Source organism: Bacillus sp. MRMR6 (assembly GCF_001940785.1).
Taxonomy (GTDB): domain Bacteria; phylum Bacillota; class Bacilli; order Bacillales; family Cytobacillaceae; genus Neobacillus.
The window spans coordinates 49333-73510 of sequence record NZ_MSLS01000008.1 but is presented as its reverse complement, the minus strand read 5'-3'; the positions used below and the strand labels follow the sequence as shown (position 1 = coordinate 73510).

Below are 24178 nucleotides of genomic sequence, written 5' to 3'. Positions count from 1 at the left end.
TGTCTAAATTTTGACGATTAAACATAAAAATTTTTTCTAAAAAGACCTTCACTAAGGTGAAGGCCTATAAGGTTGGTGTCTTAACCTGCGTATGAATGGAGACCGGCTATGACTAGGTTTACTGCGATTAAGTTAAACATAATAATGATAAAGCCAATTACGGCAAGCCAAGCTGATTTCTCACCATGCCACCCTTTTGAGAGACGCAGATGAAGGAATGCAGCATAGAACAGCCAGGTGATGAGTGCCCAAACTTCTTTTGGATCCCATCCCCAGAAACGTGTCCATGCAATTTGCGCCCAGATCATTGCAAATATCAATGCTCCGAGTGTAAACACTGGAAACCCGATTAACACGGATCGATAACTAATTTCATCAACTAAATCAAGCTTAATATTTCTTACTAAAGGTTGTAAAGCGGCAGCCATCCGCTTTCTTAATAAAAGCCTTATTACACCATAAAGTAGAATTCCGCCGATAAGAGACCAAATAACAGTGTTTAATTTTTTGGCATTAATAATAGCTGGCATTTCAACAAGCGGTTCAAATTTACCCTTTGTTGTTAATTCCCATTCATGGGGGCCTGTTATCGCCGGCATGGTGTATTCCATTGTTACTTCCTGGTTGTTCTTATCAATCCATTTAAATTCAGCGTGATAATCCGTAGTTGAAAAGACCGTTGAAACTAAAACAAAACCTACTGTTGTCACTAAACTAAACATTACAGCTTCTAGCCAAAATGTTCTTTTACTAGCTTTTGTCTGATCAATAACCTTAACCAAGTAGATCAGTCCTGCGGCAAAGCTCACCGCTAGAATAGCCTCTCCGAGTGCTGCAGTTGTTACATGAATGTGCAGCCAGTCACTTTGCAATGCAGGTATTAATGGTGAAATGTCTCTTGGAAACATGCTCGCATAAGCAATAATAAGAATAGCAACCGGTAACGTAAATAAACCTAAAAGCGGAGTTCGATAGATAAAATATATTACGATAAACGCACCGACAAGACACATTCCAAAAAATGTTGTGAACTCAAATAAATTACTAACTGGTGCATGTCCAGCTGCAACCCATCTTGTAATGAAATAACCTATTTGAGCAATGAAGCCGATAATGGTAAGAAGAACGGCTAATTTCCCCCACCGATTTGTTCCCTTTTTGTTTTCTTCCATACCATGATTTGACTTTATGGCACCGCCAAAGAAGAGGGTCGCAACTAAATATAAAATAAATGCAATATAAAGTAAATTACTACTTATTGTTACCAACTAGACTCCCTCCTTATCCGTATTTTTCTCTTGAAGTTGATCTTCTGGAATATTTATAGCTGTATTTGAAAATACTATCTCTAATTCTCTTTTCAAACCATACCAGTTTTTATTCGTATGACCCGCAACCCAAACCTGTCCATTTTTTTGTTGAATCCAGACTCTTCGATGGTTCCAATAGGCACCTTGTACAACTCCTATCATGAAAATAACACCGCCAAGTGCAATTATCCAAAGTGTTAAGTCTTTTCTAACTGTTAGGGCAGTTACATTTTTTGTTTCAACACCCTTAAATGCCATTTTGTATTCATTTTCCCCTAATGGTTCAATCGTCTGCTGAATCGCAACAAAGCTTGTTTCCCCCTGCGGTTTTTCAGGTGTTAACATTTTAAATACAAAGGCAGGATTATTTGGGATTCTAGACTTTGTCGTTGGTTCCCCAGTTTTTGCAAACTCAAAATCGGGAAAATAACTAATTAATTCTACACTATATCCATTGCCCAATTCATACTTCGGCTCCGGTTCATAAAGGTTAACTTTTAGATCCCCGAAGGTTTCCTTGGTAGTTTTGTTAGTTAAGGAAAAGGTCATGGTGTTTAATTCGTTTAGTTTAAAGTCAACCTGATAAAGAGCAAAATGTTCAAACTTCAACGGCTGGTTAACTCTAATTTTATGTTCCTTCACCTTATTGAGATCTGGTGCTTCACCCGGAATAGCGGGTCCTGTTCTTTTATAAAGAACAGCATCTGTTTGGTAGTTTTTCACAACCATACCCGCACGGTCAATAGCTGCTTCAAAAGTTTTATTTTCATTTTTATCATAATGGTCTACGGTAAATTTATTATTAGTAATATAATATTGTCCGTCTGTTTCAGGAATTACCTTTGTTTCCCCTTCACGAAGCCACAAGACTTCATCGATATACATACCAGGTACAAATCTAAGCATACCGCCAATTAAGAAAATAATAAGTCCAACGTGGTTTACATAAGGGCCCCAGCGAGAAAAACGGCCCTTTTCAGCTAGCAGGTCACCATTTTTTTCGCGAACGTTGTACCTTTTAGCCTTTAAACCTTCCTTTATACTAGCCAAGTCCTTTACATTGACACTCTCAGTTACACCAAAGATACGCTGGCGTCTTAAAAAACCTTCATGTCTTGTGACATTTTGTACTTTTAACGCTTTGTACAACGGGACTACCCGATCAAGACTACAAATGACAAGGGAGACGCCAATCATGGCAACTAAAATTAAGTACCACCAAGAACTATATAAGTCATGAAAACCTAAGTCGTAGTATAGCTTTCCAACCCACCCATATTCCTCTTGGTAATATACACTTGGCTGTACAGAAGGAATATACATTTCCTGAGGAAGAATGGTGCCAACCGCTGAGGCAACTAGGGTAATAACAATTAAACTAACTCCTACCTTAACAGAGGAAAAGAAATTCCATATTTTATCAACAATCGTTTTATTATATGTTTGTGAGCGTCGAGCACTGCCTTCATATCGCATATCGAGCAGTTTAGTTTCCATAGCCTCTTCAACGAGAACCTTCCCGCATGCTTCACACAAGACGGTCCCATGTGGATTAACATGACCACATTCACATTTTACATCTTTCATTTGAAAAATCTCCCAACAACCTTACGGCTTAATTTTCTCCATGAACTCCCTTACTGCTCTTTCTGTCAGCTGTCCGGTATGGTATTTAATGACTTTGCCATCTTTATCAATTAAATAAGTTGCAGGTAACGTACCAATACTATAAGCGGTCCGGACTTGATCATCCTTATCGATTAATATTGGAAAATCAAGGCTATGTCGAGCTGCGAACTGATTAACCGCCAGCTCTGACTCACTAATATTTACTGCTAGAATTTGTACCCCGCTGTCTTTAAATTGATGATATTGATTATTCATATAAGGCATTTCTTCCTCACAGGGCTTACACCATGTTCCCCAAAAGTTCAAAAATACACCCTGCCCCTTATACTCGGATAATTGATGTTTCGTTCCATCCATATCTACCAATACAAAATCCGGAGCTTCCTTGCCAATAGCCACTCGATCTAATTTGTCTTTAGTTAAGTTTGCATACAATGTATAGGCTACGGCTGCACCTAGAACGAGCAGGATGATTGTCCTCATAATTAATCGCCGTTTTTTCATAAGTCCTCCCCCAGTATTTCTAGTCTCCGATACATTTTGTCTAAAGTATATCATTTATCATCATTTACACAGTGTAAATGATGAATGGAATTGTGACATCTTTATGACTTTTTCTTTAAATCCATTGCCATCGCTCTTAATTGTTTCACCTCATGTGGAGTTAATTCCCTTGCATCTCCCGCTGTTAGACCACTCAATGTTAAAAATCCATATCGTTCTCTTTTTAATTTCAGAACATCATGACCTATTGCCTCAAACATTCTTCTAACCTGTCGATTACGTCCTTCATGAATGCTAATTTCGATAATAGCTGTTTGTTTTTTCGTATCTCCAGAAAGCATTTTAACTCTTGCTGGTGCAGTTTTTCCATCCTCTAGACGAATTCCCCTCTCCAATTTACGGAGGTTTTCCTTTGCTGGAATTCCTTTTGTTTTAACCACATATACTTTTTCAATTTGGTTACTAGGATGCATTAGTAAATTAGCAAACTCACCATCGTTGGTTAGCAGCAATAAGCCTGATGTATCGTAATCAAGACGACCAACAGGATAAATTCTTTCCATTAAATGTGGAAAGAAATCTGTTACCACCTTTCTTCCTTTCTCATCGCTTACACTCGAAATGACACCACGGGGTTTATATAATAAGAAATAAACAGGTACTTCACTCTCAATTTGTACTTCATTAACCTCTACCCGATCAGAAGGAGTCACCTTTATCCCTAGTTCAGTAACGATTTTTCCGTTTACTTTTACTCTACCTTCCTTAATCAATTCTTCAGATTTCCTTCTAGAAGCAATGCCTGCACGGGCAATTACCTTTTGTAATCTTTCCATTTATTAATTCACCTCATATGTTAGCCTGTATTCGGACACGTAGGGAAAAACCAAATTCCCCAAAAAAACAAAATTCATTATTCTATCCTAATGAATTATGACACAACTTTGCCTTTTTTCAAAGCAGGTGATATTAATAAACCCTAAAAATAAAAAAGCAAGCCCTATTTTATAAGGAACCTGCCAATACTTAGTATGAAAAATCGTAAAACAAACTAAACTGCTCCGAAAAATAGTGTGATGACAACAACCGCTGCTATAATTCCTACCACATCCGCAAGTAATCCCACTTTTAGTGCATCACCCATTTTTTTAATGCCAACTGCTCCAAAGTATACAGTTAACACGTAGAAGGTCGTATCTGTACTTCCTTGCAAGACAGAAGCTAGTCTGCCAATAAATGAGTCTGGTCCATAAACTGCAATTAAATCACTAGTCATGCCAAGCGCAGCTGTACCTGAAATAGGTCTTATTAAAATCAAGGGTACGATTTCAGCGGGGACATTGATTGCCTCCATTGCTGGCCGGATCCAATTCATTAGAGCTTCTAATGCTCCTGAGGCACGAAACACTGAAATGGCCACTAACATTCCAACTAAAAAAGGAATAATTGAAACAGCTATCTTGATTCCTTCTTTTCCACCTTCAACAAAGCTTTCATATGTTTGAACTTGCTTAAACGTTCCATACAAGAGTATAAAGCCTATTAATACAGGTATAAATCCTAGAGAAATGAGTGAAATAATTTCCATGCTTCTCATCCTTTACGGCTCCGCCGGTAATAGAAATAACGATCAATCATCACTGCTCCTAGCATTGAAATAATAGTTGCAATTAAGGTCGGTACAACTATTTCAGTTGGAGAAGCAGAATTATAGTTTATCCTAATAGCAATTACCGTGGTAGGAATGATGGTGATACTTGCTGTATTGATTGCTAAAAAGGTTACCATTGATCTGCTTGCTGAGTTCTTTCCCCCATTTAAACGTTTTAACTCTTCCATTGCCTTAATTCCAAGAGGAGTGGCTGCATTCCCCAAACCAAACATATTGGCTATCATATTGGATAAAATATAGCCCATGGCTGGATGATTATGTGGTATCTCAGGAAATAATCTCTTTACTAAAGGTCTAAATAACTTTGATAGCCGTTTCAGTAGTCCTGATTCCTCGGCAATACGCATTAAACCTAGCCAAAAAACGAGTATACTTATTAATCCAATGCAGAGAGTAACAGCTTCCTTTGCTCCATCGAATATAGCCTTGTTAACTTCTCCCATTGTTCCGTTTATCATTGCAAAAACAATTCCAATTACCATCATGAAAACCCAAATGTAATTAACCATTCATTTTCACACCTAGAATGGATAGGAATATTTCTTTTAAGGAGTCGAATAATCCCTTTTTCTTTTCTGGAATCGCTTCATAATAGATTGGCAAATCCTTAATAACTTTTTCATCAAGGTATACTAATGCTCTTCCAACGATTGCTTCATTATTCTTGGACCTGTCCCAATTTTCAGGCGGCTTGTTCAGTTTATATTTAACGGTAAATAAATCCATTTCTTCTTTTGTTGCAGGATATACAAATGAATCCTTTATATATAATTGATTCTTATAATCCTCGTTTTCTTTAAGCTTTAATTTTCCTTCTGGTAACACCTCCGCCATATCATAAGCTTTAAAACCATTTTCAAACATTGCAATATGATCATTCCAGTCATCTGGAGCATTGATCGTTACTGCGATTAAGTTCATTTCACCCTTTGCAGCAGTAGTAACAAGGGTTCTTTTTGCACGTTTGGTATATCCTGTTTTACCGCCTGTTGTATATTTATATTTTGTTAGAAGGCGGTTTTTGTTTTTCCATTCTCTTTCCCAATTCTCTGCTGGGTTTGGTGCATGATGCTCCTTTGTCCCGGTAATATCTCTATATTTCTCATATTGCATTGCATAACGTGTCAGTAACGCCATATCATATGCTGTTGAATAGTGGTCCTCATGGTCATCTAAACCATGCGGATTGGCAAAATGGGTATTTAACATCCCAATTTCGTTTGCCTTTTGGTTCATCAGATACACAAAACCTTCTAAACTGCCGCCAACATTTTCAGCAATTGCTACTGCAGTATCATTACCAGAGCGTAGCATTAACCCATAAACTAAGTGCTCTAATTTTATTTTTTCTCCAGGCTTTAAATATACCGATGACCCTTCCGTACGGGTAGCTTGTTCACTTACTTTCACTATATCACTCATTTTCCCTGACTCAATCGCTAGCACCGCTGTCATGATTTTAGTAATACTAGCTATTCTCCTTTTTGTATGAGCATCTTTCTCAAATAGGACACGTCCAGATTCTTGTTCCATTAATACAGCACTGCGTGCACTTACGGAAACAGAAGCATCCACCTTTTGAGGAATGTTTGCCATGATGAGTGAGAGCATGAGGGTAAAAATGACTAGCTTCCAAATCATTCTCATAAGATTTACCTCGTCCCCTTCTTTAGCTTTTTCGCGTTTTATAAAATTTTATGCAGGACAAGAATTGTTATGACACTTTGTCCATATTAAACAAAAGCAATCAGCAAAAAACACTGATTGCTCTGACAAAAACTTAAAAAGCCGGCCATTTTATCTCAGCTACTTGATCAAAGCGTAGTTCTACATCGTTCCAGTTTACAATTTTCCACCAATTATCAATGTATTCTCCTCTATTGTTCTTATATTGGAGATAGTAGGCATGTTCCCAAACATCTAGAACAAGCAATGGAATAGTATCCCATTGTGTTAAAAGCATATGTCTTTCGGATTGAAGAATTTCTAAATGCCTTGCACGAGGAGACCAGACTAGCAAAGCCCATCCGACTCCTTCTACTTGTTTTGCTGCTTCTGAGAATTGTTTCTTAAAATTGTCGAAGCTCCCAAAATAATTATCTATTTTCTCTTTTAGCGGACCTTGTGGACTCCCCCCACCATTCGGGGTCATATTATTCCAAAATATTGTGTGAAGATAGTGTCCTGATCCGTGAAAAGCCAATTCTCTCGACCAATGTTTAATCAAGGAAAAGTCACCTGTTTTCCTTGCATCCTTAAGTTTAAGTTCTGCTTTGTTTAAACCGTCTACATATGATTGATGATGCTTATCATGATGAAGTCTCATTATTTCTTCTGAGATATAGGGTTCTAGGGCGTTGTATGCATATGGGAGTGCAGGGAGGGTATGTTCGCCAGGGGGAATTACTTTTTCATTTACCCAAATCGTTCCTACAACCCGTTTCCTATTAAAATAATTCTCCATCTGCTCATGAATATTCTCAGCTTCTGTCTGAAGATTTAGCAGCTCTGTGTCCGACAATTGTCCACTGTTGCTGCCATTTTCTACTAATTTTGTAAAGCGATCGAGTTGTTCCCATAGCTCCGTATTGTTTTCGACCTCCTGCGAGCCTAAAAACTTTTTTATATCTTCATTCCACTTAAACAGCTCTTGTAGATAATTCCTAAACTGACTCATTGTATACCTCCTTAAAAACTTAACTACCTAAAGAGTATGAATTACCGTCAGGTTTATGATTAATATTAATTAGTAATAAAAAAAGCCGACCATTTTAATAACGGTCAGCTTTTTAAAAGAAATAACTATTTTGATTGGATCATCTTTGTCCGGTAGTCTGTTTCATAAAATTCTAATTCTTCTCTAATTCTCTGAAACTCACCTTCTAAACCTTTAATTAATACCTGAAGGTTTTCTGGTATTTCTTTATAAAATTTTATAGAATTCTTGCCTGTATAAGCACTTCGACTGTTTTCATACCAGGCATCATTTTTCGGAGAGAAGAATTCCTCAATGCATTGATGGAAAATTCGATAAAGAGTTTTTTCTGCTGTTGCTTTCTGAAATGGCTCACTCTGCAGAATAACCGAACAGGCTTCTAACCCTTCCTCACTATAGACCAAAAGCTTTCTAAGGTTTGAAAGAATTATTTTGTAGTAATTAAGGTCACTCTCTTTTTCCCGCTGCATTTGGACAATAGTTGTTTCATTTAGATAATTTTCTAATTTTAAGCTTGTATTAGCTAAAAATTCTTTAACGTCATTAAGCTGGGTTTTGACTAATGCATTTCCCATACTTTACACCCCTTTTAGTTTTCGTAAATAGTTTTAACTAGGCTGCGTGATGTACTCTAATGGCGATTGAAGCTCGAAAGGTTTATTCTGCTTTATTGAGAACAGGATTTCAGGCAATTTGCTGTAGTCAATCCCTTTGAAGTAGGAGGCAAATTCATGTTTAGAATTAATATACAACCTTTTTCGTTGGCGTAAACCAGGATTTTTTATTAGACATACAAGGGCCACAATATCTTTAAATGTAATGTTCATTTCCCCTAGGGTCAGAATTGGGTTCTCCTGATATGGAGTAAATTCGTGAATGAATTCATCAAAAAACCTAACATAAAGAACGTGAAGCGTTCTTTCCTCCCCCTCTTCAACAAATGTCACTTCACTTCTGTTAAAGAAATCCTCTGATGTATTCGATTGCTCCTTTTCTAATTCATATCCTATACATTCTTTAATTAGCAACTAAATCAATCTCCTTTAGCCTTGGACAAATCATGTAATACCTTTAAATTGGAAATCATCCAAACAAAATACTTAAGTTTATTTTAACACAACCAAACCGTTTAAGAGCCAATCGTTTCCTGAAATTTCTCAAAAAACAAATCGGCTTCCTCTTGCACATATTCTTCATCTACTTTGTCAGGGAGCAAAGGAAGTTCATCGATACTTTTTAAGCCAAAATAATCAAGAAACTCTTTTGTAGTTCCATAAAGATAGGCCCTGCCTGTTCCTTCTGCTCGTCCGACCTCTTTAATAAGTGCCTTTGACATGAGCGTATGCAATGGACGTTCCGTCTTCACTCCTCGAATTTCTTCAATCTCTGCTCGTGTGATCGGTTGTTTATAAGCTATGATGGCTAATGTTTCTAAGGCAGCCTGTGACAAGGCAGTAGTGCTTGGCGAATCAACAAGTCTTTTTAAATATGGTGCATTTTCCTTTTTAGTTGCAAGCTGATAAGTACCTGCAAGCTGAACAATCATAATCCCTCGATTTTGATCGTTATCATACACCTCTTTTAATTCTTCAATTACTTCAGCAGCCTTCAACTCATTGATCTCTAATACCTCTGCTATATGTTTAATTGTCAGCCCTTCGTCGCCAGCTGCAAATAAAAGACTCTCTAAGATATTCTGCCAATTAATAATTTCCAAGTCCTTCTGCTCCTTCCTCAATTGCATGGACAAAGATGTCTCCAAAGTTCTCATCTTGCTCTACATCGATTTCTTTTCTTTTAATTAACTCTAAAACGGCAAGAAATGTCCCCACAATATGTTCCTTAGCGGGGTAAGGGAACAAATCGTAAAAATTCCTTTTCCCTCTAAGCAATCTTAATTCGTCCATAATTTCCGTCATTCTCGTTTCAATGGAAATTTCCTGACGGGCAATTTTCGTTGCTAAAGGTCTTTGTAACTTTTTTCTTCTTAATAGTTTTTGGAAAGCAGCCAGCATATCATATAGGGTTATATTCAACTCAGATTTTTCAGGCAGGTTTTCTTTGGCAAAATTTGAGAGGTCACTTGGAGGTTTGGTGAACATAAGTCCCCTTTCTTCCTCCATTGATTTTAAATCATGTGCTGCTTCTTTATATTTACGATATTCTATCAGCCTTTCAACCAGTTCATCCCTTGGATCTTCCTCAAAGGTTAATTCGGGGTCTAGTTCATTCATTTCTTCCTCATGTTTAGGCAGAAGCATTTTACTTTTTATCGCTAACAAGGTTGCAGCCATTACCAAAAATTCACTGGCTACATCAAGTTTAAGATCAGTCATTGTTTTTATATAAATTAAATATTGCTCAGTAATTTGAGCAACTGGAATATCATATATATCAATTTCTAGCCGATTAATTAAATGGAGGAGTAAATCCAACGGCCCCTCGAACGCATCGATTTTCACACTATATGGAGTCATTCTTCACCAAAATCCTTAAAAATTTTCTTAAAATTAATTCATAACTATTACTAGTATAGTGGATTCGGATTGGTTATCCAATAGAAATTTGCCTTTGCTTTTTTTATAAAATGGCAAAAAGGGATGATTGCCCATAACTTTGGACAGAGATACTACATAAGATGACAGGGAAAAGGGTAAAAACTCTGGGAGGTTTTAAATATGGCTGATGGCGCTTACGGTTTTGGTGGCGGAATCGCGTTAATCGTAGTTTTATTTATTCTGTTAATTATCGTTGGTGCTTCTTGGTTCTAACATCAAAAAGAAGCCTGCCTGTTTAACCTGGCAGGCTTTGTCTTTGTTCCTAGTCAAACTTATCTGGTTATCTACCGTTTTGAATGTGATAAACTATACATAAACGTACAGAAAAGGAGCAGGATGTTTTGTATCCAAGAGATTATATTAAGTTCTTAGTTCATTTCCATGCTGATCGCGATTATTTTGAATGCCATGAAATTTTAGAAGAATATTGGAAAACGAAAACGGAAGGTCATAAGGATTCAATTTGGGTCGGATTCATCCTTCTTGCAGTTTCAACTTATCATCACCGTCGTTCTAATTTTGCTGGTGCCAAGAGAACGTTAGAAAAAGCTATTCGAATCTTTACTCAGCATGATCATGAAATATCAAAGCTAGGTGTAAATAAATTATTCCTTTTTCCGCTGTTACACAAACTTTTGGCAGCAATAGAAAACGAAAAACCTTATCAAAGCTTCAATCTACCCATCAACGATCCCAACTTATTGGAACAATGCAAAGCAGAATGTAATAATAAAGGGTATGTTTGGGGGAAAGAAAGCGATATTTCGGATAAAGAGCTAGTAAATAGACATTCCTTAAGGGATCGAACACCTGTCATTCAAGATAGATTAAATGCAATAAACAAGAAAAGAGGCAGCGAATAATTGCTGCCTCTTTAGATGTTGCCATTTAGTATAGCTCACACTTATCAATAAATGCAGATGTGTGTTCATTTGATTTTATTGTCTTATCCGGATAGAAATCCTTTAAAGCTTTAACCATTCTCTTACCCACCCCTTGGTATCGATGGGAGGGATTAACTGAAATATGCTGGATTTCCAGTGAATGATCGAGGTCGTTATTGCGCACCCCTATCAGCCCTATGATATCTTCTTCCTTCCAAAGAAATAGTTGCCAGTTCTCTTCGTTCTCGTATTCTTTGATCGTTAATTGAAGTTTCTTTAAGTCCTTTTCAGTCGGCATAAAGGACAACAAACCCATCGCGATTTTTTCGAAATTTTTCTTATAACGAATTAACATAATAGATCCCTCATCATATGAAATAAACCAGATAAAAATAGTCTATTTTTCACTTTTGAAATATAAATATTATTCAGATTTATTTATAGTATGTAGTTGAGTAATTAAAGTGTCATGTCAGTTACATGGATGATTGACCATCGATATTATCATTTCATACTATTACTGGTTGGGGGCAATTACTATCCAGTATATTATTCCCCAAATAACAGAAATACCAATAAGAATGGTAAAAACTGTCCAATTATTTTTCTTCAATGCTGAAACCTCCAAATAGTATTTGAAGATAGCGTACTGCCCTACATTGTACACTAATTAATAAAAAGAATCCATCTCTTCAAAGAAAAGAAGTAAGCTGCCGTAAACACGGCAGCTTATTTACTTTAATGGCAGATCTAGTCTAACCAAATCTTCATAAGTTTCTCTTTTCACTACCAGGTTTGCCTTTCCATCCTCTACAAATACAACAGCAGGCCGTGGCAGGCGGTTATAATTGTTTGCCATAGAATAACCGTAAGCACCCGTACAAAAAACAGCTAATAAATCATCATCATTTTTTTCCGGCAAGGGCAGATCCCAAATGAGCATATCTCCAGATTCACAACATTTCCCAGCAATAGAAACAGTTTCAGTTGTCTCAGCTAATGGTCTAGTAGCTAAAACCGCTTCATATTTTGCTTGGTAGAGTGCAGGTCTAATATTGTCACTCATTCCCCCATCAATAGCTAAATATTTTCTAACACCTGGTACTTCTTTTGAGGATCCAAGCTGATACAACGTGGTTCCAGCATCGCCAACAAGTGAGCGACCTGGCTCAATCCAAATCTCAGGCATCTTTAATGAAAATTGTTCAACTAAATCTTTAACTTCCCTAATAATCTCGCTTACATATTGAGAAGGTAACATTGGTTCATCTTCACTTGTATAGCGAATTCCAAAACCACCGCCCAAGTTTAACACCTTAGCTTCAAAAGATATTTCATGCTTCCATTTATTCATCTGCTCAACGATTTTTTTAGCAGCTAACAAAAAGCCAGTTGTTTCAAAAATCTGTGAGCCAATATGGCAATGTAATCCTAGAACCTCAAAGTTGTTACACAAAAGGGCTGTTTTAAGTGCTTCTTCCGCTTGTCCATTTTGCAAATCAAAACCGAACTTAGAATCTTCTTGTCCAGTTAAAATATAATCATGGGTATGGGCCTCAATCCCTGGAGTAACCCTTAATAAAATATTTACAGTTTCACTTTTTTCTTTGCTAATTGTTTTTAATAACTCTAGTTCATAAAAATTGTCCACTACGATGCAGCCAATTTTGTTCTCTAACGCCATTTCTAATTCTTCTCTACTTTTATTATTCCCATGAAAATGAATTCTTTCAACAGGAAAACCAGCCTTTATGGCGGTATATAATTCTCCTCCTGATACTACATCTAAAGATAATCCTTCTTCATCGGCAAGCTGTAGCATTGCAATGGTTGAGAATGCCTTACTCGCGTAGGCAACCTGTGATTTCACTTTCTGTTCTTCAAAGGTTTGCTTGAATCCTCTTGCTCTTTCCCTCATTAACGCAACGTCATAAACATAGAGGGGAGTTCCAAACTGTTCGGCCAACTCAACTGCATCTACTCCGCCTATTTCCAAATTCCCTCTACCATTTACCCCGGTTGTCCCGTAAAAATACATTTCCTTCCCTCTCTCCATGAATACTCTTGTTTTTAGTGTATGTTAAACAATAAAAAAGTAATAAATAAATAGACAGAATCCGCAAAGGATACTGCCTATTTTTTATTTTTTCTATCCTTTTACTCAGGTAAAATTTACTTTAGCACAACTAATACTATTCCGCAATATCTCATTTATTTTCTGCTTTTGGCGGCTGACGAAAACGATTCCTTGGGTGAACAATACTAGGCCTGAAAATCGCTCCTGGTACAGCCCTTCGGAAGATAATTTGTAAAAACCCTTTGGGCTCAAAAGGTAAGAACGGCCAGAAATATGGGGTGTTGAGCGTTTTTGTCGTGACTAAATGAATAAACAATAATGTTGTCCCAATTACGAAACCAGGAGTTTTGAAAAATGCTACAAATAATAATAAAATTAATCTGCCAATCTTATTCGCTACACTTAATTCATAGCTTGGTGTTGTAAATGTCCCAATCCCTGATATGGCAACATAAAGAATAACCTCTGGTACAAATAACCCTACATCTACTGCAATTTGCCCGATTAACACAGCAGCAATTAATCCCATCGCAGTTGACAATGGTGTAGGTGTATGTATGGCTGCAATTCTTAAAAACTCAATTCCAAAATCGGCTAAGAAAATCTGAACTACAATGGGTATATTGGTCTTTTCATTCGGACCTATGAATGAAAGTGCTTTTGGTAATAAGGATGGTTCTAGTACGAGCAATAACCAAAAAGGTAGTAAAAAAATAGACGTTAGAACGCCTAGAAAGCGCATCCAGCGTAAGAAAGTACCCATCACTGGTGATTCTCTAAACTCTTCAGCATGTTGTACATGGTGAAAATATGTCGTTGGAGAGATAATGACACTTGGAGAGGTGTCTACATAAATAACAACATGGCCTTCGAGTATATGTGTTGCTGCAATGTCAGCCCGTTCCGTATATCTAACTAGCGGATATGGGTTAAATCCTTGTTTTAGTATAAACTCTTCAATTGTCTTATCGGCCATCGGTATTCCGTCAACCTCAATAGCGTTAATTTCTTTCCTCAGTATATTTACTAAGTCTGGATCTGCTACATCTTCAAGATAGCCCAATGCTACATCTGTTTTTGAGCGTTCTCCTACTTTCAACATCTCAAACCTTAATCGCTCGTCACGAATTCTTCTTCTTGTAAGAGCTGTATTTAAGATAATATTTTCTACAAAACCATCTCTAGATCCCCGTACTACTTTTTCTGTATCCGGCTCTTGAGGTGTCCTCCCAGGGTAGCTCCTTACATCAACGGATAGTGCTACTGCGGCACCTTCCACAACAACCACAATTAGCCCTGATAGAACTAAGTCTACTAATTCATCAAGTGTCTTTATATGCTCCACTGCTTGATGAATAATACGGTTTTCTACTAACTTCAGGAGATCAGATGATAGCTTTTCATGGTTATTGATTTCAACAAGTTGCTCGGTTATTTCAATGACGAAACTTGTATCAATCAACCCATTTACAAAATAAAAATGAACATCCTTCTTCAGGATTTTTAGTTTTCTGACACCCAAATCAAAACTAACACCCAGTCCAACACGCTGTTTCATATAATTTTCTATTTCATGTAATGATTCAGGTATCGGCCATTTCTTATCTGTTGTCCTTGACACGATATCCGCTCCTTTCGAGTATGAGTTCAACCGCTTTTTTTGTAATAGGCGAACCGTATTCGTAATGGTCGCGTCGCGCCATTTTACCAACATCTCCAATTCCAACTACAATGGGGACATCTAATTCATCAAGACAATAAACGGTATCTCCATTTAACCTTCCAATTTCAAGTTCTGGTATACCAAACTTGTCTACACCATATGGGGTTAATTCACCGTCGCGGTCAATACTTACATCTATTCTTGTCCACTCCGCCTGATGTGTTTTTGAAGCTACTGCAATAATTCCTAGCACTTCGATATCTTTATGAGTAGCAACGTATTTTAAGGCTTTTTCTCCAGCGCCTTCACCAACTAGACCACTATCATCGAACATGACTAGTACTGGATCATGAGCGGCCATTTTAATTAATTTGACAAGTTCTTCACCTGAAAGTACCGAAGGATTTCCTTGAGAACTTGTAATACAGCGACCACCAATTTCATGTGCTACATGTTCGACAGCCCTTTTCGCATACTCATCACCATCCGTAATTACTATAACCCGTCTGCGATTACTCATTCTGGGATATCCTTTCGTGATAGAAGAAGTTTTTAGTGATGTACAAAATAAACCCACTGAAAGATTGAACCAACAATTTTCCCTAACACAATTGCCATTATTAAAATGATGATTTTTCCATCTATTCTAAGTCTTTTGGCAAGTACAGGAAACACATTTAGCGCTTCTGTTAAACCTGCTGCTAACATTCCGACAAAGATACCGCCTGCTAGACCAAGAGGAATCATAAAGTATGGCGATACACCTAGTACAGGATCCCTTAAGCTGGCCACTGTCCCACTGACAGCTCCAAGTACTACAGCCCATTCATAATGGTGAATCATCTTCATTGTTTTCGTTAGCTGAGTCAGCCTTGGTATAATACCTAATACCGTCAAAAAAGCAACAAATCCCGATCCTACCGCTAATCCACTCGCTAGACCGACAAACATTACTGCAACTACCTTTATAGTCATTTTATCCGCTTCATGCTTTCTCTATTTTCATGTATTATGACGTAATTATCTAAGCTTGTTTGATAATTAAACATTTCTACCTCTAGCGGACTAGGCTCTTCATTAATCCGTTTTTTAAATACATGGTTGAAAAACAAAATCATCCCTAGTCCCAAGCCGATTGAATAGGGAATTTGAAATATCCAGGGCTTAGGATCTTTCACGCCAGTAATGATCGTATAGAGTTTTTCTTGAACGCTCTGCATACTCACATCGTCATGAAAGTTCATAATGGCCATAGCTGATCCAAAGAATAGCAAGAACCAGATTAAGAGGAATAATGGATATGTCATCATTTTTTTCTTATATACTACTTCTATAATCGTTTGTGGCGGCCCAACTGTTTGAATCTCGGTATCTTTAACTAGTTGGGAAATTATACCTATTATTTTCATTACATCAATGATCACGATATTCTTATCATCTTCCGTAATTTGATATATAGGCACTTTTTTCAATTGTGGAATGACTGTTTCAGGCGCAATAACCTGTGCGAGATCAGATAAGAAAATAGTCTCTCCCGGTTTAACCAGAACACGATTCCGCATGCGGATGTAAATTGTTTTTTCCAAAACATACACTCCCCATACACAGATTTCTTTTGTAACACTAGTATTTGTCATTACCTTTTTTTTCATGAAGACCAAAAATTGGATAAAAACAACTTAATCCACATAAAAAAGACCGCTTGGATTAAATATCCATGCGGTCTTTCATTTGTTGTAAAATCTTTTTCTCCAACCTTGAAACTTGCACTTGTGATATGCCCAGCCTTACCGCAACTTCTGATTGTGTTTGGTCTTTGTAATACCTTAGGTAAACAATTAACCTCTCACGTTCATCTAATTCGCGGATGGCTTCTTTAAGTGCGATTTTATCGAACCATTTTCCTTCATTACCATCATCAATTTGATCAAGCAATGTTATCGGATCACCATCATTTTCATATACGGTTTCATGAATGGAAGATGGTGCTCTACTTGCTTCCTGAGCAAGAATCACATCTTCTGGTGATAGTTCAAGGTGCTTAGAAATCTCATTGATTGTCGGAACTCTGCCTAGGTTTTTCGATAGTTCATCCTTGGCTTTTCTTATCTTGTTTCCCATTTCCTTTAAGGAGCGGCTGACCTTAACTGTTCCATCATCGCGGATAAACCGCTGAATCTCGCCAATAATCATTGGTACAGCATAGGTTGAAAATCTAACGTCATACGAAAGATCGAACTTATCGACAGATTTCAATAAACCTATACAGCCAATTTGGAATAAATCGTCAGGATCATAGCCTCTATTAAGAAAACGTTGAACTACGGACCAGACGAGACGCATATTCTTTTCGACTATAAGGTCCCGGGCATCTTGGTCTCCATCCTGACTTCTTTTAATCAGTTCTTTTACTTCATGGTCCTTTAGATACGTGTGACTTTTATCGTTTTTGACCTCCACATCCATCGGCAAGTCTCCTTAATTGCACAGCATTTTGCGAGTTTGTAAATGCTTTCTTAATTTCACTTCGGTTCCTTTACCTGGCTGTGTGAGAACCTCTAACTCATCCATGAAATTTTCCATGATGGTGAATCCCATGCCAGATCTTTCTAAGTCTGGCTTTGTTGTAAATAATGGCTGGCGAGCTTCCTCCACATCTACAATTCCAAGTCCCTCATCCTTTATTGAAATATCTACAATATTGTCTTCGATGGAAACTTGAATGTATACAATTCCATGCGGGTCATTCTCATACCCATGAATAATCGAATTCGTAACCGCTTCGGACACAACGGTTTTTATTTCTGTCAACTCATCCATAGTCGGATCGAGCTGTGCGATAAAAGCAGCAACTGTAACACGTGCGAATGACTCATTTTGACTTAACGCACTGAATTGAAGATTCATCTGATTCTTCACTCAGGCCACCCCCAATCTTTGCAAAGCAAATTCTTCTGTCGGCTCAAGCTTGATGATCTTAAATAACCCCGACATATCGAATAATCTTTGTACAGCAGGGGAAATAGCACAAACAACCATTTCGCCGTGCACCTGCTTTATTTGCTTATATCTGCCTAAAATAACCCCGAGTCCTGAGCTATCCATAAAAGCAAGTTGTTCCAAATTTAACACTATATGACGAATATCATTTTTTTCAATTGCAATAGCGGCTTTTTCGCGTAATTCATCCGCAGTATGGTGGTCTAGCTCCCCACTTAAACGAATACATAGAACATCATGTTTTATTTCCATATCAATGTTTAGACTCACTTATCCTAGCCTCCTTCAACTGGTATATGAGTCAATTCGTTATGGAATCAAACATTTCCTTCATTCAAGACAAAACTAGTTGTATTCTGCTAAAAGTAGTGGAGAATCTTAGTATTTCGACAAATTTATTTTCCTGCTTTTGTAAACATTCCAAACGAACGTTTATAAAGAGTCCACCAGCCTGCTTCTTTTACGTCATTCTTTGCAACTAAATCGCTCTGTAAAACTACTTTCCCATCTTTCATCAGTTTGACACTGCCAACCTTATCTCCTTTTTGAATCGGAGCATCAAGGTTCTTCTTAAGCGTTATTTTTTGTTCTACATCTTCTGTTTTTTCACCTTTTTTGGTTAGCAATGAAAGCGGCTCATTTGTGACTGCCTCAACTGTTTTTTCTTTTCCCTTACTCACGTGGGCTATTCCAAGAGATTGGTTACGTTTAAACATTGGATGTGTTTGATATTGACTAAATGCAAAGTTAAGCATTTTCGTAACTTGTGCATTTCTCTCTTTAGAAGTTGGCGCACCGAACACTACTGCAATCACTCGCATACCGTCTTTTTGAGCTGTTGCCGTTAAACAATATTTTGCTTCGGCTGTAAAACCTGTCTTTAGGCCGTCAACTCCTGGATAAAAGCGAACTAATTTATTTGTATTGACGAGCCAGAACTTTTTATCAGTATTCTCGCGAAGATACGCCTCGTATGAACCAGTAAACTTTGTAATCTCTTCATATTTTAATAATTCTTTAGCCATTACTGCCATATCATTTGCTGAACTGTAATGACCGCTTTCAGGCAGCCCTGTCGTATTTTTGAAAACTGTATTTTTTAAACCAAGTTCTTTTACTTTATCATTCATCATATCGACAAAACCTTCTTCAGAACCAGCAATTCTCTCAGCCATCGCCACTGAAGCATCATTCCCGGATCCTATTGCAATACCCTGAAGCATTTGTTTGGTGGTCATTTCTTCTCCAGGCTCTAGGAAGATTTGCGATCCTCCCATAGATGCTGCATACTCACTTGTTCTGACCTTCTCATCCCAAGTCAACTTACCTTGGTCGATGGCTTCCATAATTAACAACATAGTCATGATTTTTGTCATGCTTGCTGGCGGAAGCTCTTCATTACTATTTTTTTCATAAAGAACATTACCTGTATCACGTTCAATTAAGATCGCTGACCTAACATTTTCGGTGATATCAGAGCTTTTTTTCTCTTCAGCAGATACAGAAGGAATCGATAAACTTGTTAACATCAAAGATATTACTAGTAAAGAGATATATCGTTTCATTGCATAACCCTCCATTCTTTATAAGTTTCATTTTTTCCAAATGAATCATTTTTATACAATTATTTCCTGTAAGCAAAATAAAAAATCCAGGATGGCTCCTGGATTTTTGGATAATCATTTATTCTGTTATTTCTTCATGAATTAAAATTGGGGCATCTACTTTAGAAGTAGAAATTTTAATATTTTCATAAAGCTTTTCTTTTACTTCGCTAACATCTTCAAAATTACTATAAATCGTAACCAATGAGTCACCTTTTTTCACTTGGTCGCCAATTTTCTTCCTTAGAACGAGACCCACAGCTAAATCGATAACCGATTCCTTAGTGGCTCTTCCTGCTCCTAAAATCATTGCTGCTGTACCAACTTCATCGGCAACGATTTCAGAAACATATCCATCTTCTCTCGCCTCTAGTTCAATAGTGAATTGAGCTTGCGGCATTTTAGAAGGGTCATCCACAATGGAGGCATCTCCACCTTGTGAACTAAGAAAGACTTTTAACTTATTAAGAGCGGAACCATCTTTGATTACCTGCTCAAGCATTGTTCTAGCTTCAGCTAAAGAACTTGCTTTTTCAGCCAGATAAACCATATGACTACCTAAAGTTAAGCAAAGTTCAGTTAAATCCTCAGGTCCTTCTCCCTTTAATGTATCAATCGCTTCCTTTACTTCAAGAGCATTTCCGATAGCAAAACCGAGGGGCTGGCTCATATCAGAAATAACTGCCATGGTTCTTCTGCCAACATTTTTACCGATCCCTACCATTGCTTTAGCTAACTCTCTTGAATCATCAAGCGTTTTCATAAATGCACCCGCACCAGTTTTTACATCAAGTACAATGGCATCAGCACCAGCAGCAATTTTCTTACTCATAATCGAGCTCGCAATTAATGGAATACTATCCACTGTTGCTGTAACGTCTCTTAGTGCATATAGCTTTTTGTCAGCAGGGGTTAAGTTGCCGCTCTGTCCAATAACGGCAATTTTATTTTTATTAACAAGATCAATAAATTCCTGATTTTCTATTTCAACATGGAAGCCTTTAACAGCTTCTAACTTGTCAATGGTACCTCCAGTATGACCTAGACCACGGCCAGACATTTTCGCGACAGGTACATCTAATGCTGCAACCAGCGGACCAAGAACAAGAGTGGTAGTATCGCCAACACCGCCAGTTGAATGCTTGTCAACTTTTATCCCTTCAATTTGAGATAAATCAATTTGATCACCAGATTCAACCATTGCCAATGTTAAATCTGCTCTTTCTTTCTCTGTCATTCCTTTAAAAAAGATTGCCATCGTTAGGGCACTAACCTGATAATCTGGGATTGAGCCATCTGTATAACCATTGATAATAAACTTTATTTCCTCAGATGTTAATTCGTGTCCATCCCTTTTTTTCTCTATTAAGTCAACCATTCTCATTTTTATCACCACTTTAGTATAATAAGTTCAAATTATTTCGCTATGCTTTTTACAATTTCTTTTATATATAATAGGAAGTTTGCTTTTACTTTTTCTGTAGTTTCGATTACTTCATCATGTGTCAGCGGCTGGTCAAGAATACCTGCTGCCATATTTGATATACAAGAAATTCCTAATACCTTCATACCACTATGACGGGCCACAATCACTTCTGGTACTGTTGACATTCCGACCGCGTCCCCTCCAAGTGCTCTGACCATTCTAACTTCTGCAGGGGTTTCATACACAGGTCCAGGGTTACCGAAATAAACGCCTTCTTTCACATTAAGGTTAATCTGAGAGGCGATTACCTTTGCAACCGAACGAAGTTCCTTGGAGTAAGCTTCAGACATATCTGGGAAACGAACGCCAAGTTTGGAATCATTAGGACCGATTAATGGATTCGTCCCCATGAAGTTAATATGATCATTGATAATCATTAAATCCCCAGCCTCAAAACTTTCGTTCACTCCTCCAGCAGCATTTGTAACGATTAACATTTCAACCCCAAGCTCCTTCATAACGCGGACTGGGAAAGTCACCTTATCCATTCCATATCCCTCATAAAAATGAAAACGGCCTTGCATCGCTACGACTTCTATTCCATTTAATAGTCCGAAAACCAGTTGACCGGCATGACCCTCAACCGTTGAAATAGGAAAGTCAGGAATTTCGTTGTATGGGATTTTGACAGGGTTTTCAATTTCATCTGCCAATACTCCCAGACCAGAGCCTAAGATCAGACCCACTTTTGGTGTTGTTTGGTATTTCTTTTTTAAAAAACCTGCTGCATTTTGGATTTTTTCAGTGTTCATTTTTCATACCCCTTTAATTCAATTCTTGTAAAAAACTTTTCCCAAAGTTGGGCATCTTAATTTTGAAATTATCTGCAACCGTTGCCCCTATATCTGCAAATGTTTCTCGTATTGGCAACTCTTTACCCACTTGCATTTGTTTGGAATATACGATTAATGGAACATATTCCCTTGTGTGATCTGTCCCTGGTGCAACTGGATCATTTCCATGGTCAGCGGTGAGGATTAGTAAATCATCCTCTTTTAGCTTAGCAAACACTTCTGGCAGTCGGGCGTCGTATTCTTCAAGTGCCTTTCCATACCCTTCAGGATCACGTCTGTGACCATATAGGGCATCAAAATCAACTAAATTTAGAAAGCTCATGCCAGTGAATTCCATATCTAATGTTTCAACTAATTTATCCATTCCATCCATATTTGAAATGGTTCTAAGGGATTTCGTAACACCCTCGCCGTCATAAATATCAGAAATTTTCCCGATTGCAATCACATCTAACCCCGAATCCTTCATTTCATTCATAACCGTGCGGTCAAATGGCTTTAAGGCATAATCGTGGCGATTTGCTGTTCTCTTAAAATTTCCAGGTTCACCCAAAAATGGTCTTGCTATCACGCGTCCTACCATATATTTTTCATCAAGTGTTAACTCTCGAGCAATTTTACAAATTTTATACTGTTCTTCGATTGGAATAATCTCTTCATGTGCCGCAATTTGGAGAACCGAATCTGCAGAAGTGTAGACGATCAACGCTCCTGTTTTCATATGCTCTTCGCCAAGTTCATCTAGTATTTCTGTTCCGCTTGCAGGCTTATTCCCAATAATCTTTCTTCCCGTACGTGCCTCTAATTCAGAAAGCAATTCATCGGGGAACCCATCTGGAAACACGCGGAAAGGTGTTTGAATATTCAGTCCCATAATCTCCCAATGCCCAGTCATGGTATCTTTACCATTAGATGCTTCTATCATTTTAGTATAGTAAGCTGATGGCTTTTCCTGCTTTTCAATTCCCTTTATCTCACGAATGTTACTTAACCCCAACTTGGCCATGTTAGGCATCTTTAAACCATTCATTCTTTCTGCAATATGCCCAAGTGTGTCGGATCCCTTATCACCAAATTTCTCAGCATCAGGTGCTTCTCCAATTCCTACTGAATCCATGACAATGAGAAATATCCGTTTATATGTACCAACAGTCATTCGAGTTTTCCTCCTTTTTCTATCGAAAGCGCATCCAAATATAGAAAACATTTCATACCAGATATGTTTCCCTTTTCTAAAGGTATTATGAAACTTTAATATCTTATCAAGTCAGAAGTCTGACTTCTTTATTTTACTAAAAGTTTCAATAAATACAAGAAAAAGCTGCCATAAATTTATGGCAGCTTTTTTAACATTTCGAATACGTTAACAAAATCTACATATCTATTAAGCTCTTGGATGAAATTTACTATAAACATCCTTTAATCTTGTTTTAGTTACATGTGTATAGATCTGGGTTGTAGAGATGTCCGCATGACCCAGCATTTCTTGGACTGCCCTTAGGTCAGCACCATTTTCTAATAAATGAGTTGCAAATGAATGCCTTAAAGTATGCGGTGTTAGTTCCTTTAGTATACCAGCCTCTTGCGTTAACTTTTTTAAGATTTTCCAAAAGCCCTGCCTTGTTAAGCGATTCCCTAAGTTATTCAAGAAGAATGCGTTACTTCGATGCTTTTTAGATATAAAGTGTGGTCTGCCATTATTCAAATATGCTTGAATCGCTTCAGATGCTGTTCTGCCTACTGGAACAATTCTTTCTTTATCTCCTTTACCGATAACACGGACAAAGCCCATCGTTAAGTGGACATTTTCCAAATCAATATTTATAAGCTCACTAACACGGATTCCTGTAGCATATAGAAGTTCAAGCATAGCCTTGTCCCTCAAACCAAAATGACCCTGCTTATTCGGTGTATCTAGTAGTTTTTCTACTTCTTGTAAGCTTAGAACTTTAGGTAATGATCTTTCCAATTTTGGTGTTTCGATATGGACAGTTGGATCTTGGTTTGTTGCCTTATCTCTTAAAAGAAATTGATGAAAAGCTCGAACAGAAGCGACATGTCTAGCCAATGTTTTCGCCGATTTCCCCTGTTCTTTTAAAAACCCAAGAAAATGTACGATATGGACACGTTGAACATTATTTAAAGATTCAACCGACTCTACACTTTTTAAATAGCGCATATAGCTCTTCAAGTCCCGCTCATACGATAATAGTGTATTTTTAGCTAGACCTTTTTCAACGAGCATAAAATGCATAAAGTCTTTTAAATTATCTTCCATATG

At 37.5% G+C, this 24178-nt stretch carries 28 protein-coding genes; 2 read left to right on the top strand and 26 right to left on the bottom strand.

What is annotated here, in order from left to right; all coding sequences use genetic code 11:
* Nucleotides 1–80: 80 nt before the first annotated feature.
* The 12 genes from ccsB to BTR25_RS10240 all read right to left on the bottom strand — a co-directional run bounded on the left by ccsB (nt 81) and on the right by BTR25_RS10240 (nt 10308).
* Nucleotides 81–1268: a c-type cytochrome biogenesis protein CcsB gene (ccsB, locus tag BTR25_RS10295; protein ID WP_075687991.1), complete on the bottom strand. Its 1188-nt coding sequence runs from the start codon at nt 1266–1268 to the stop codon at nt 81–83.
* Nucleotides 1269–2897, bottom strand: a complete 1629-nt coding sequence (gene resB, locus BTR25_RS10290) for a cytochrome c biogenesis protein ResB (protein WP_075687990.1) — start codon at nt 2895–2897, stop codon at nt 1269–1271.
* Nucleotides 2898–2918: 21 nt separating this feature from the next.
* Entirely contained in the window at nt 2919–3443 is a 525-nt protein-coding gene (gene resA / locus BTR25_RS10285) for a thiol-disulfide oxidoreductase ResA (protein ID WP_075687989.1), read from the bottom strand.
* A gap of 101 nt (nt 3444–3544) precedes the next feature.
* Nucleotides 3545–4279: a 23S rRNA pseudouridine(2605) synthase RluB gene (gene rluB, locus BTR25_RS10280; protein WP_075687988.1), complete on the bottom strand. Its 735-nt coding sequence runs from the start codon at nt 4277–4279 to the stop codon at nt 3545–3547.
* A 215-nt stretch (nt 4280–4494) separates the two neighbouring features.
* On the bottom strand, nt 4495–5031 hold the full coding sequence (locus BTR25_RS10275) for a spore maturation protein (protein ID WP_075687987.1): 537 nt from the start codon (nt 5029–5031) through the stop codon (nt 4495–4497).
* 5 nt (nt 5032–5036) lie between these two features.
* On the bottom strand, nt 5037–5624 hold the full coding sequence (locus tag BTR25_RS10270) for a nucleoside recognition domain-containing protein (protein ID WP_075687986.1): 588 nt from the start codon (nt 5622–5624) through the stop codon (nt 5037–5039).
* A complete protein-coding gene (locus BTR25_RS10265; RefSeq protein WP_139311214.1) occupies nt 5617–6762 on the bottom strand; it encodes a D-alanyl-D-alanine carboxypeptidase family protein in 1146 nt (381 codons plus the stop codon). The genes BTR25_RS10270 and BTR25_RS10265 overlap by 8 nt, the downstream gene beginning before the upstream one ends.
* A gap of 133 nt (nt 6763–6895) precedes the next feature.
* Nucleotides 6896–7792, bottom strand: a complete 897-nt coding sequence (locus tag BTR25_RS10260; protein ID WP_075687985.1) for a superoxide dismutase — start codon at nt 7790–7792, stop codon at nt 6896–6898.
* A gap of 125 nt (nt 7793–7917) precedes the next feature.
* Nucleotides 7918–8406, bottom strand: a complete 489-nt coding sequence (locus BTR25_RS10255; RefSeq protein WP_075687984.1) for a YpuI family protein — start codon at nt 8404–8406, stop codon at nt 7918–7920.
* 33 nt (nt 8407–8439) lie between these two features.
* The gene (locus tag BTR25_RS10250) at nt 8440–8859 is read right to left on the bottom strand and encodes a hypothetical protein (RefSeq protein WP_075687983.1); all 420 of its coding nucleotides are present in this window, start codon (nt 8857–8859) and stop codon (nt 8440–8442) included.
* A 101-nt stretch (nt 8860–8960) separates the two neighbouring features.
* Nucleotides 8961–9548, bottom strand: coding sequence for an SMC-Scp complex subunit ScpB (gene scpB / locus BTR25_RS10245; RefSeq protein WP_075687982.1), 588 nt, complete (start codon nt 9546–9548; stop codon nt 8961–8963).
* A complete protein-coding gene (locus BTR25_RS10240; protein ID WP_075687981.1) occupies nt 9535–10308 on the bottom strand; it encodes a segregation/condensation protein A in 774 nt (257 codons plus the stop codon). Before BTR25_RS10240 ends, scpB begins: the two co-directional genes overlap by 14 nt.
* Nucleotides 10309–10509: 201 nt before the next feature.
* Here BTR25_RS10240 and BTR25_RS10235 point away from each other — a divergent pair, with 201 nt between their 5' ends.
* Both BTR25_RS10235 and BTR25_RS10230 read left to right on the top strand, forming a co-directional pair.
* Nucleotides 10510–10602 (top strand): YjcZ family sporulation protein, encoded by a 93-nt coding sequence (locus tag BTR25_RS10235; RefSeq protein ID WP_075687980.1) that lies wholly within the window; start codon nt 10510–10512, stop codon nt 10600–10602.
* A 128-nt stretch (nt 10603–10730) separates the two neighbouring features.
* A complete protein-coding gene (locus tag BTR25_RS10230) occupies nt 10731–11252 on the top strand; it encodes a DUF309 domain-containing protein (protein ID WP_075687979.1) in 522 nt (173 codons plus the stop codon).
* 25 nt (nt 11253–11277) lie between these two features.
* On the opposite strand, the gene BTR25_RS10225 is transcribed toward BTR25_RS10230, so the two are convergent.
* From BTR25_RS10225 to xerD, 14 genes are all read right to left on the bottom strand, one after another.
* Entirely contained in the window at nt 11278–11628 is a 351-nt protein-coding gene (locus BTR25_RS10225) for a GNAT family N-acetyltransferase (RefSeq protein ID WP_075687978.1), read from the bottom strand.
* A 378-nt stretch (nt 11629–12006) separates the two neighbouring features.
* Nucleotides 12007–13311: a diaminopimelate decarboxylase gene (gene lysA, locus BTR25_RS10220; RefSeq protein ID WP_075687977.1), complete on the bottom strand. Its 1305-nt coding sequence runs from the start codon at nt 13309–13311 to the stop codon at nt 12007–12009.
* Nucleotides 13312–13480: 169 nt separating this feature from the next.
* The gene (locus tag BTR25_RS10215) at nt 13481–14971 is read right to left on the bottom strand and encodes a spore germination protein (protein ID WP_075687976.1); all 1491 of its coding nucleotides are present in this window, start codon (nt 14969–14971) and stop codon (nt 13481–13483) included.
* The gene (gene spoVAEA / locus BTR25_RS10210; RefSeq protein WP_075687975.1) at nt 14952–15533 is read right to left on the bottom strand and encodes a stage V sporulation protein SpoVABEA; all 582 of its coding nucleotides are present in this window, start codon (nt 15531–15533) and stop codon (nt 14952–14954) included. Before spoVAEA ends, BTR25_RS10215 begins: the two co-directional genes overlap by 20 nt.
* Nucleotides 15534–15565: 32 nt before the next feature.
* Nucleotides 15566–15988 (bottom strand): stage V sporulation protein AB, encoded by a 423-nt coding sequence (locus BTR25_RS10205; RefSeq protein ID WP_075687974.1) that lies wholly within the window; start codon nt 15986–15988, stop codon nt 15566–15568.
* On the bottom strand, nt 15985–16599 hold the full coding sequence (locus BTR25_RS10200) for a stage V sporulation protein AA (RefSeq protein WP_075687973.1): 615 nt from the start codon (nt 16597–16599) through the stop codon (nt 15985–15987). The genes BTR25_RS10205 and BTR25_RS10200 overlap by 4 nt, the downstream gene beginning before the upstream one ends.
* A gap of 121 nt (nt 16600–16720) precedes the next feature.
* Nucleotides 16721–17479, bottom strand: coding sequence for an RNA polymerase sporulation sigma factor SigF (gene sigF / locus BTR25_RS10195; protein WP_075687972.1), 759 nt, complete (start codon nt 17477–17479; stop codon nt 16721–16723).
* Between the two features lie 12 nt (nt 17480–17491).
* On the bottom strand, nt 17492–17932 hold the full coding sequence (gene spoIIAB / locus BTR25_RS10190; protein WP_075687971.1) for an anti-sigma F factor: 441 nt from the start codon (nt 17930–17932) through the stop codon (nt 17492–17494).
* Nucleotides 17933–18283, bottom strand: coding sequence for an anti-sigma F factor antagonist (spoIIAA, locus tag BTR25_RS10185; protein ID WP_075687970.1), 351 nt, complete (start codon nt 18281–18283; stop codon nt 17933–17935).
* Nucleotides 18284–18408: 125 nt separating this feature from the next.
* Nucleotides 18409–19578: a D-alanyl-D-alanine carboxypeptidase family protein gene (locus tag BTR25_RS10180; RefSeq protein ID WP_075687969.1), complete on the bottom strand. Its 1170-nt coding sequence runs from the start codon at nt 19576–19578 to the stop codon at nt 18409–18411.
* A gap of 118 nt (nt 19579–19696) precedes the next feature.
* Nucleotides 19697–21001 (bottom strand): pyrimidine-nucleoside phosphorylase, encoded by a 1305-nt coding sequence (locus tag BTR25_RS10175; RefSeq protein WP_075687968.1) that lies wholly within the window; start codon nt 20999–21001, stop codon nt 19697–19699.
* A 32-nt stretch (nt 21002–21033) separates the two neighbouring features.
* Nucleotides 21034–21855 (bottom strand): purine-nucleoside phosphorylase, encoded by an 822-nt coding sequence (locus BTR25_RS10170; RefSeq protein WP_075687967.1) that lies wholly within the window; start codon nt 21853–21855, stop codon nt 21034–21036.
* A 13-nt stretch (nt 21856–21868) separates the two neighbouring features.
* Complete coding sequence (gene deoB / locus BTR25_RS10165) at nt 21869–23053, bottom strand: phosphopentomutase (protein ID WP_075687966.1); 1185 nt, start codon at nt 23051–23053, stop codon at nt 21869–21871.
* 228 nt (nt 23054–23281) lie between these two features.
* On the bottom strand, nt 23282–24175 hold the full coding sequence (gene xerD / locus BTR25_RS10160) for a site-specific tyrosine recombinase XerD (protein WP_075687965.1): 894 nt from the start codon (nt 24173–24175) through the stop codon (nt 23282–23284).
* Between the last annotated feature and the right edge of the window lie 3 nt (nt 24176–24178).

What these genes read in the sequence shown, in the direction of transcription:
- resA (WP_075687989.1), bottom strand. Translation starts at nt 3,443, where the DNA reads ATGAAAAAACGGCGATTAATTATGAGGACAATCATCCTGCTCGTTCTA.
- BTR25_RS10240 (WP_075687981.1), bottom strand. Translation starts at nt 10,308, where the DNA reads ATGACTCCATATAGTGTGAAAATCGATGCGTTCGAGGGGCCGTTGGAT.
- BTR25_RS10180 (WP_075687969.1), bottom strand. Translation starts at nt 19,578, where the DNA reads ATGAAACGATATATCTCTTTACTAGTAATATCTTTGATGTTAACAAGT.
- lysA (WP_075687977.1), bottom strand. Translation starts at nt 13,311, where the DNA reads ATGTATTTTTACGGGACAACCGGGGTAAATGGTAGAGGGAATTTGGAA.
- resB (WP_075687990.1), bottom strand. Translation starts at nt 2,897, where the DNA reads ATGAAAGATGTAAAATGTGAATGTGGTCATGTTAATCCACATGGGACC.
- rluB (WP_075687988.1), bottom strand. Translation starts at nt 4,279, where the DNA reads ATGGAAAGATTACAAAAGGTAATTGCCCGTGCAGGCATTGCTTCTAGA.
- deoB (WP_075687966.1), bottom strand. Translation starts at nt 23,053, where the DNA reads ATGACTGTTGGTACATATAAACGGATATTTCTCATTGTCATGGATTCA.
- BTR25_RS10205 (WP_075687974.1), bottom strand. Translation starts at nt 15,988, where the DNA reads ATGACTATAAAGGTAGTTGCAGTAATGTTTGTCGGTCTAGCGAGTGGA.
- BTR25_RS10255 (WP_075687984.1), bottom strand. Translation starts at nt 8,406, where the DNA reads ATGGGAAATGCATTAGTCAAAACCCAGCTTAATGACGTTAAAGAATTT.
- spoVAEA (WP_075687975.1), bottom strand. Translation starts at nt 15,533, where the DNA reads ATGAGTAATCGCAGACGGGTTATAGTAATTACGGATGGTGATGAGTAT.
- BTR25_RS10235 (WP_075687980.1), top strand. Translation starts at nt 10,510, where the DNA reads ATGGCTGATGGCGCTTACGGTTTTGGTGGCGGAATCGCGTTAATCGTA.
- BTR25_RS10175 (WP_075687968.1), bottom strand. Translation starts at nt 21,001, where the DNA reads ATGAGAATGGTTGACTTAATAGAGAAAAAAAGGGATGGACACGAATTA.
- BTR25_RS10170 (WP_075687967.1), bottom strand. Translation starts at nt 21,855, where the DNA reads ATGAACACTGAAAAAATCCAAAATGCAGCAGGTTTTTTAAAAAAGAAA.
- BTR25_RS10265 (WP_139311214.1), bottom strand. Translation starts at nt 6,762, where the DNA reads ATGAGAATGATTTGGAAGCTAGTCATTTTTACCCTCATGCTCTCACTC.
- BTR25_RS10270 (WP_075687986.1), bottom strand. Translation starts at nt 5,624, where the DNA reads ATGGTTAATTACATTTGGGTTTTCATGATGGTAATTGGAATTGTTTTT.
- BTR25_RS10275 (WP_075687987.1), bottom strand. Translation starts at nt 5,031, where the DNA reads ATGGAAATTATTTCACTCATTTCTCTAGGATTTATACCTGTATTAATA.
- BTR25_RS10260 (WP_075687985.1), bottom strand. Translation starts at nt 7,792, where the DNA reads ATGAGTCAGTTTAGGAATTATCTACAAGAGCTGTTTAAGTGGAATGAA.
- sigF (WP_075687972.1), bottom strand. Translation starts at nt 17,479, where the DNA reads ATGGATGTGGAGGTCAAAAACGATAAAAGTCACACGTATCTAAAGGAC.
- xerD (WP_075687965.1), bottom strand. Translation starts at nt 24,175, where the DNA reads ATGGAAGATAATTTAAAAGACTTTATGCATTTTATGCTCGTTGAAAAA.
- BTR25_RS10225 (WP_075687978.1), bottom strand. Translation starts at nt 11,628, where the DNA reads ATGTTAATTCGTTATAAGAAAAATTTCGAAAAAATCGCGATGGGTTTG.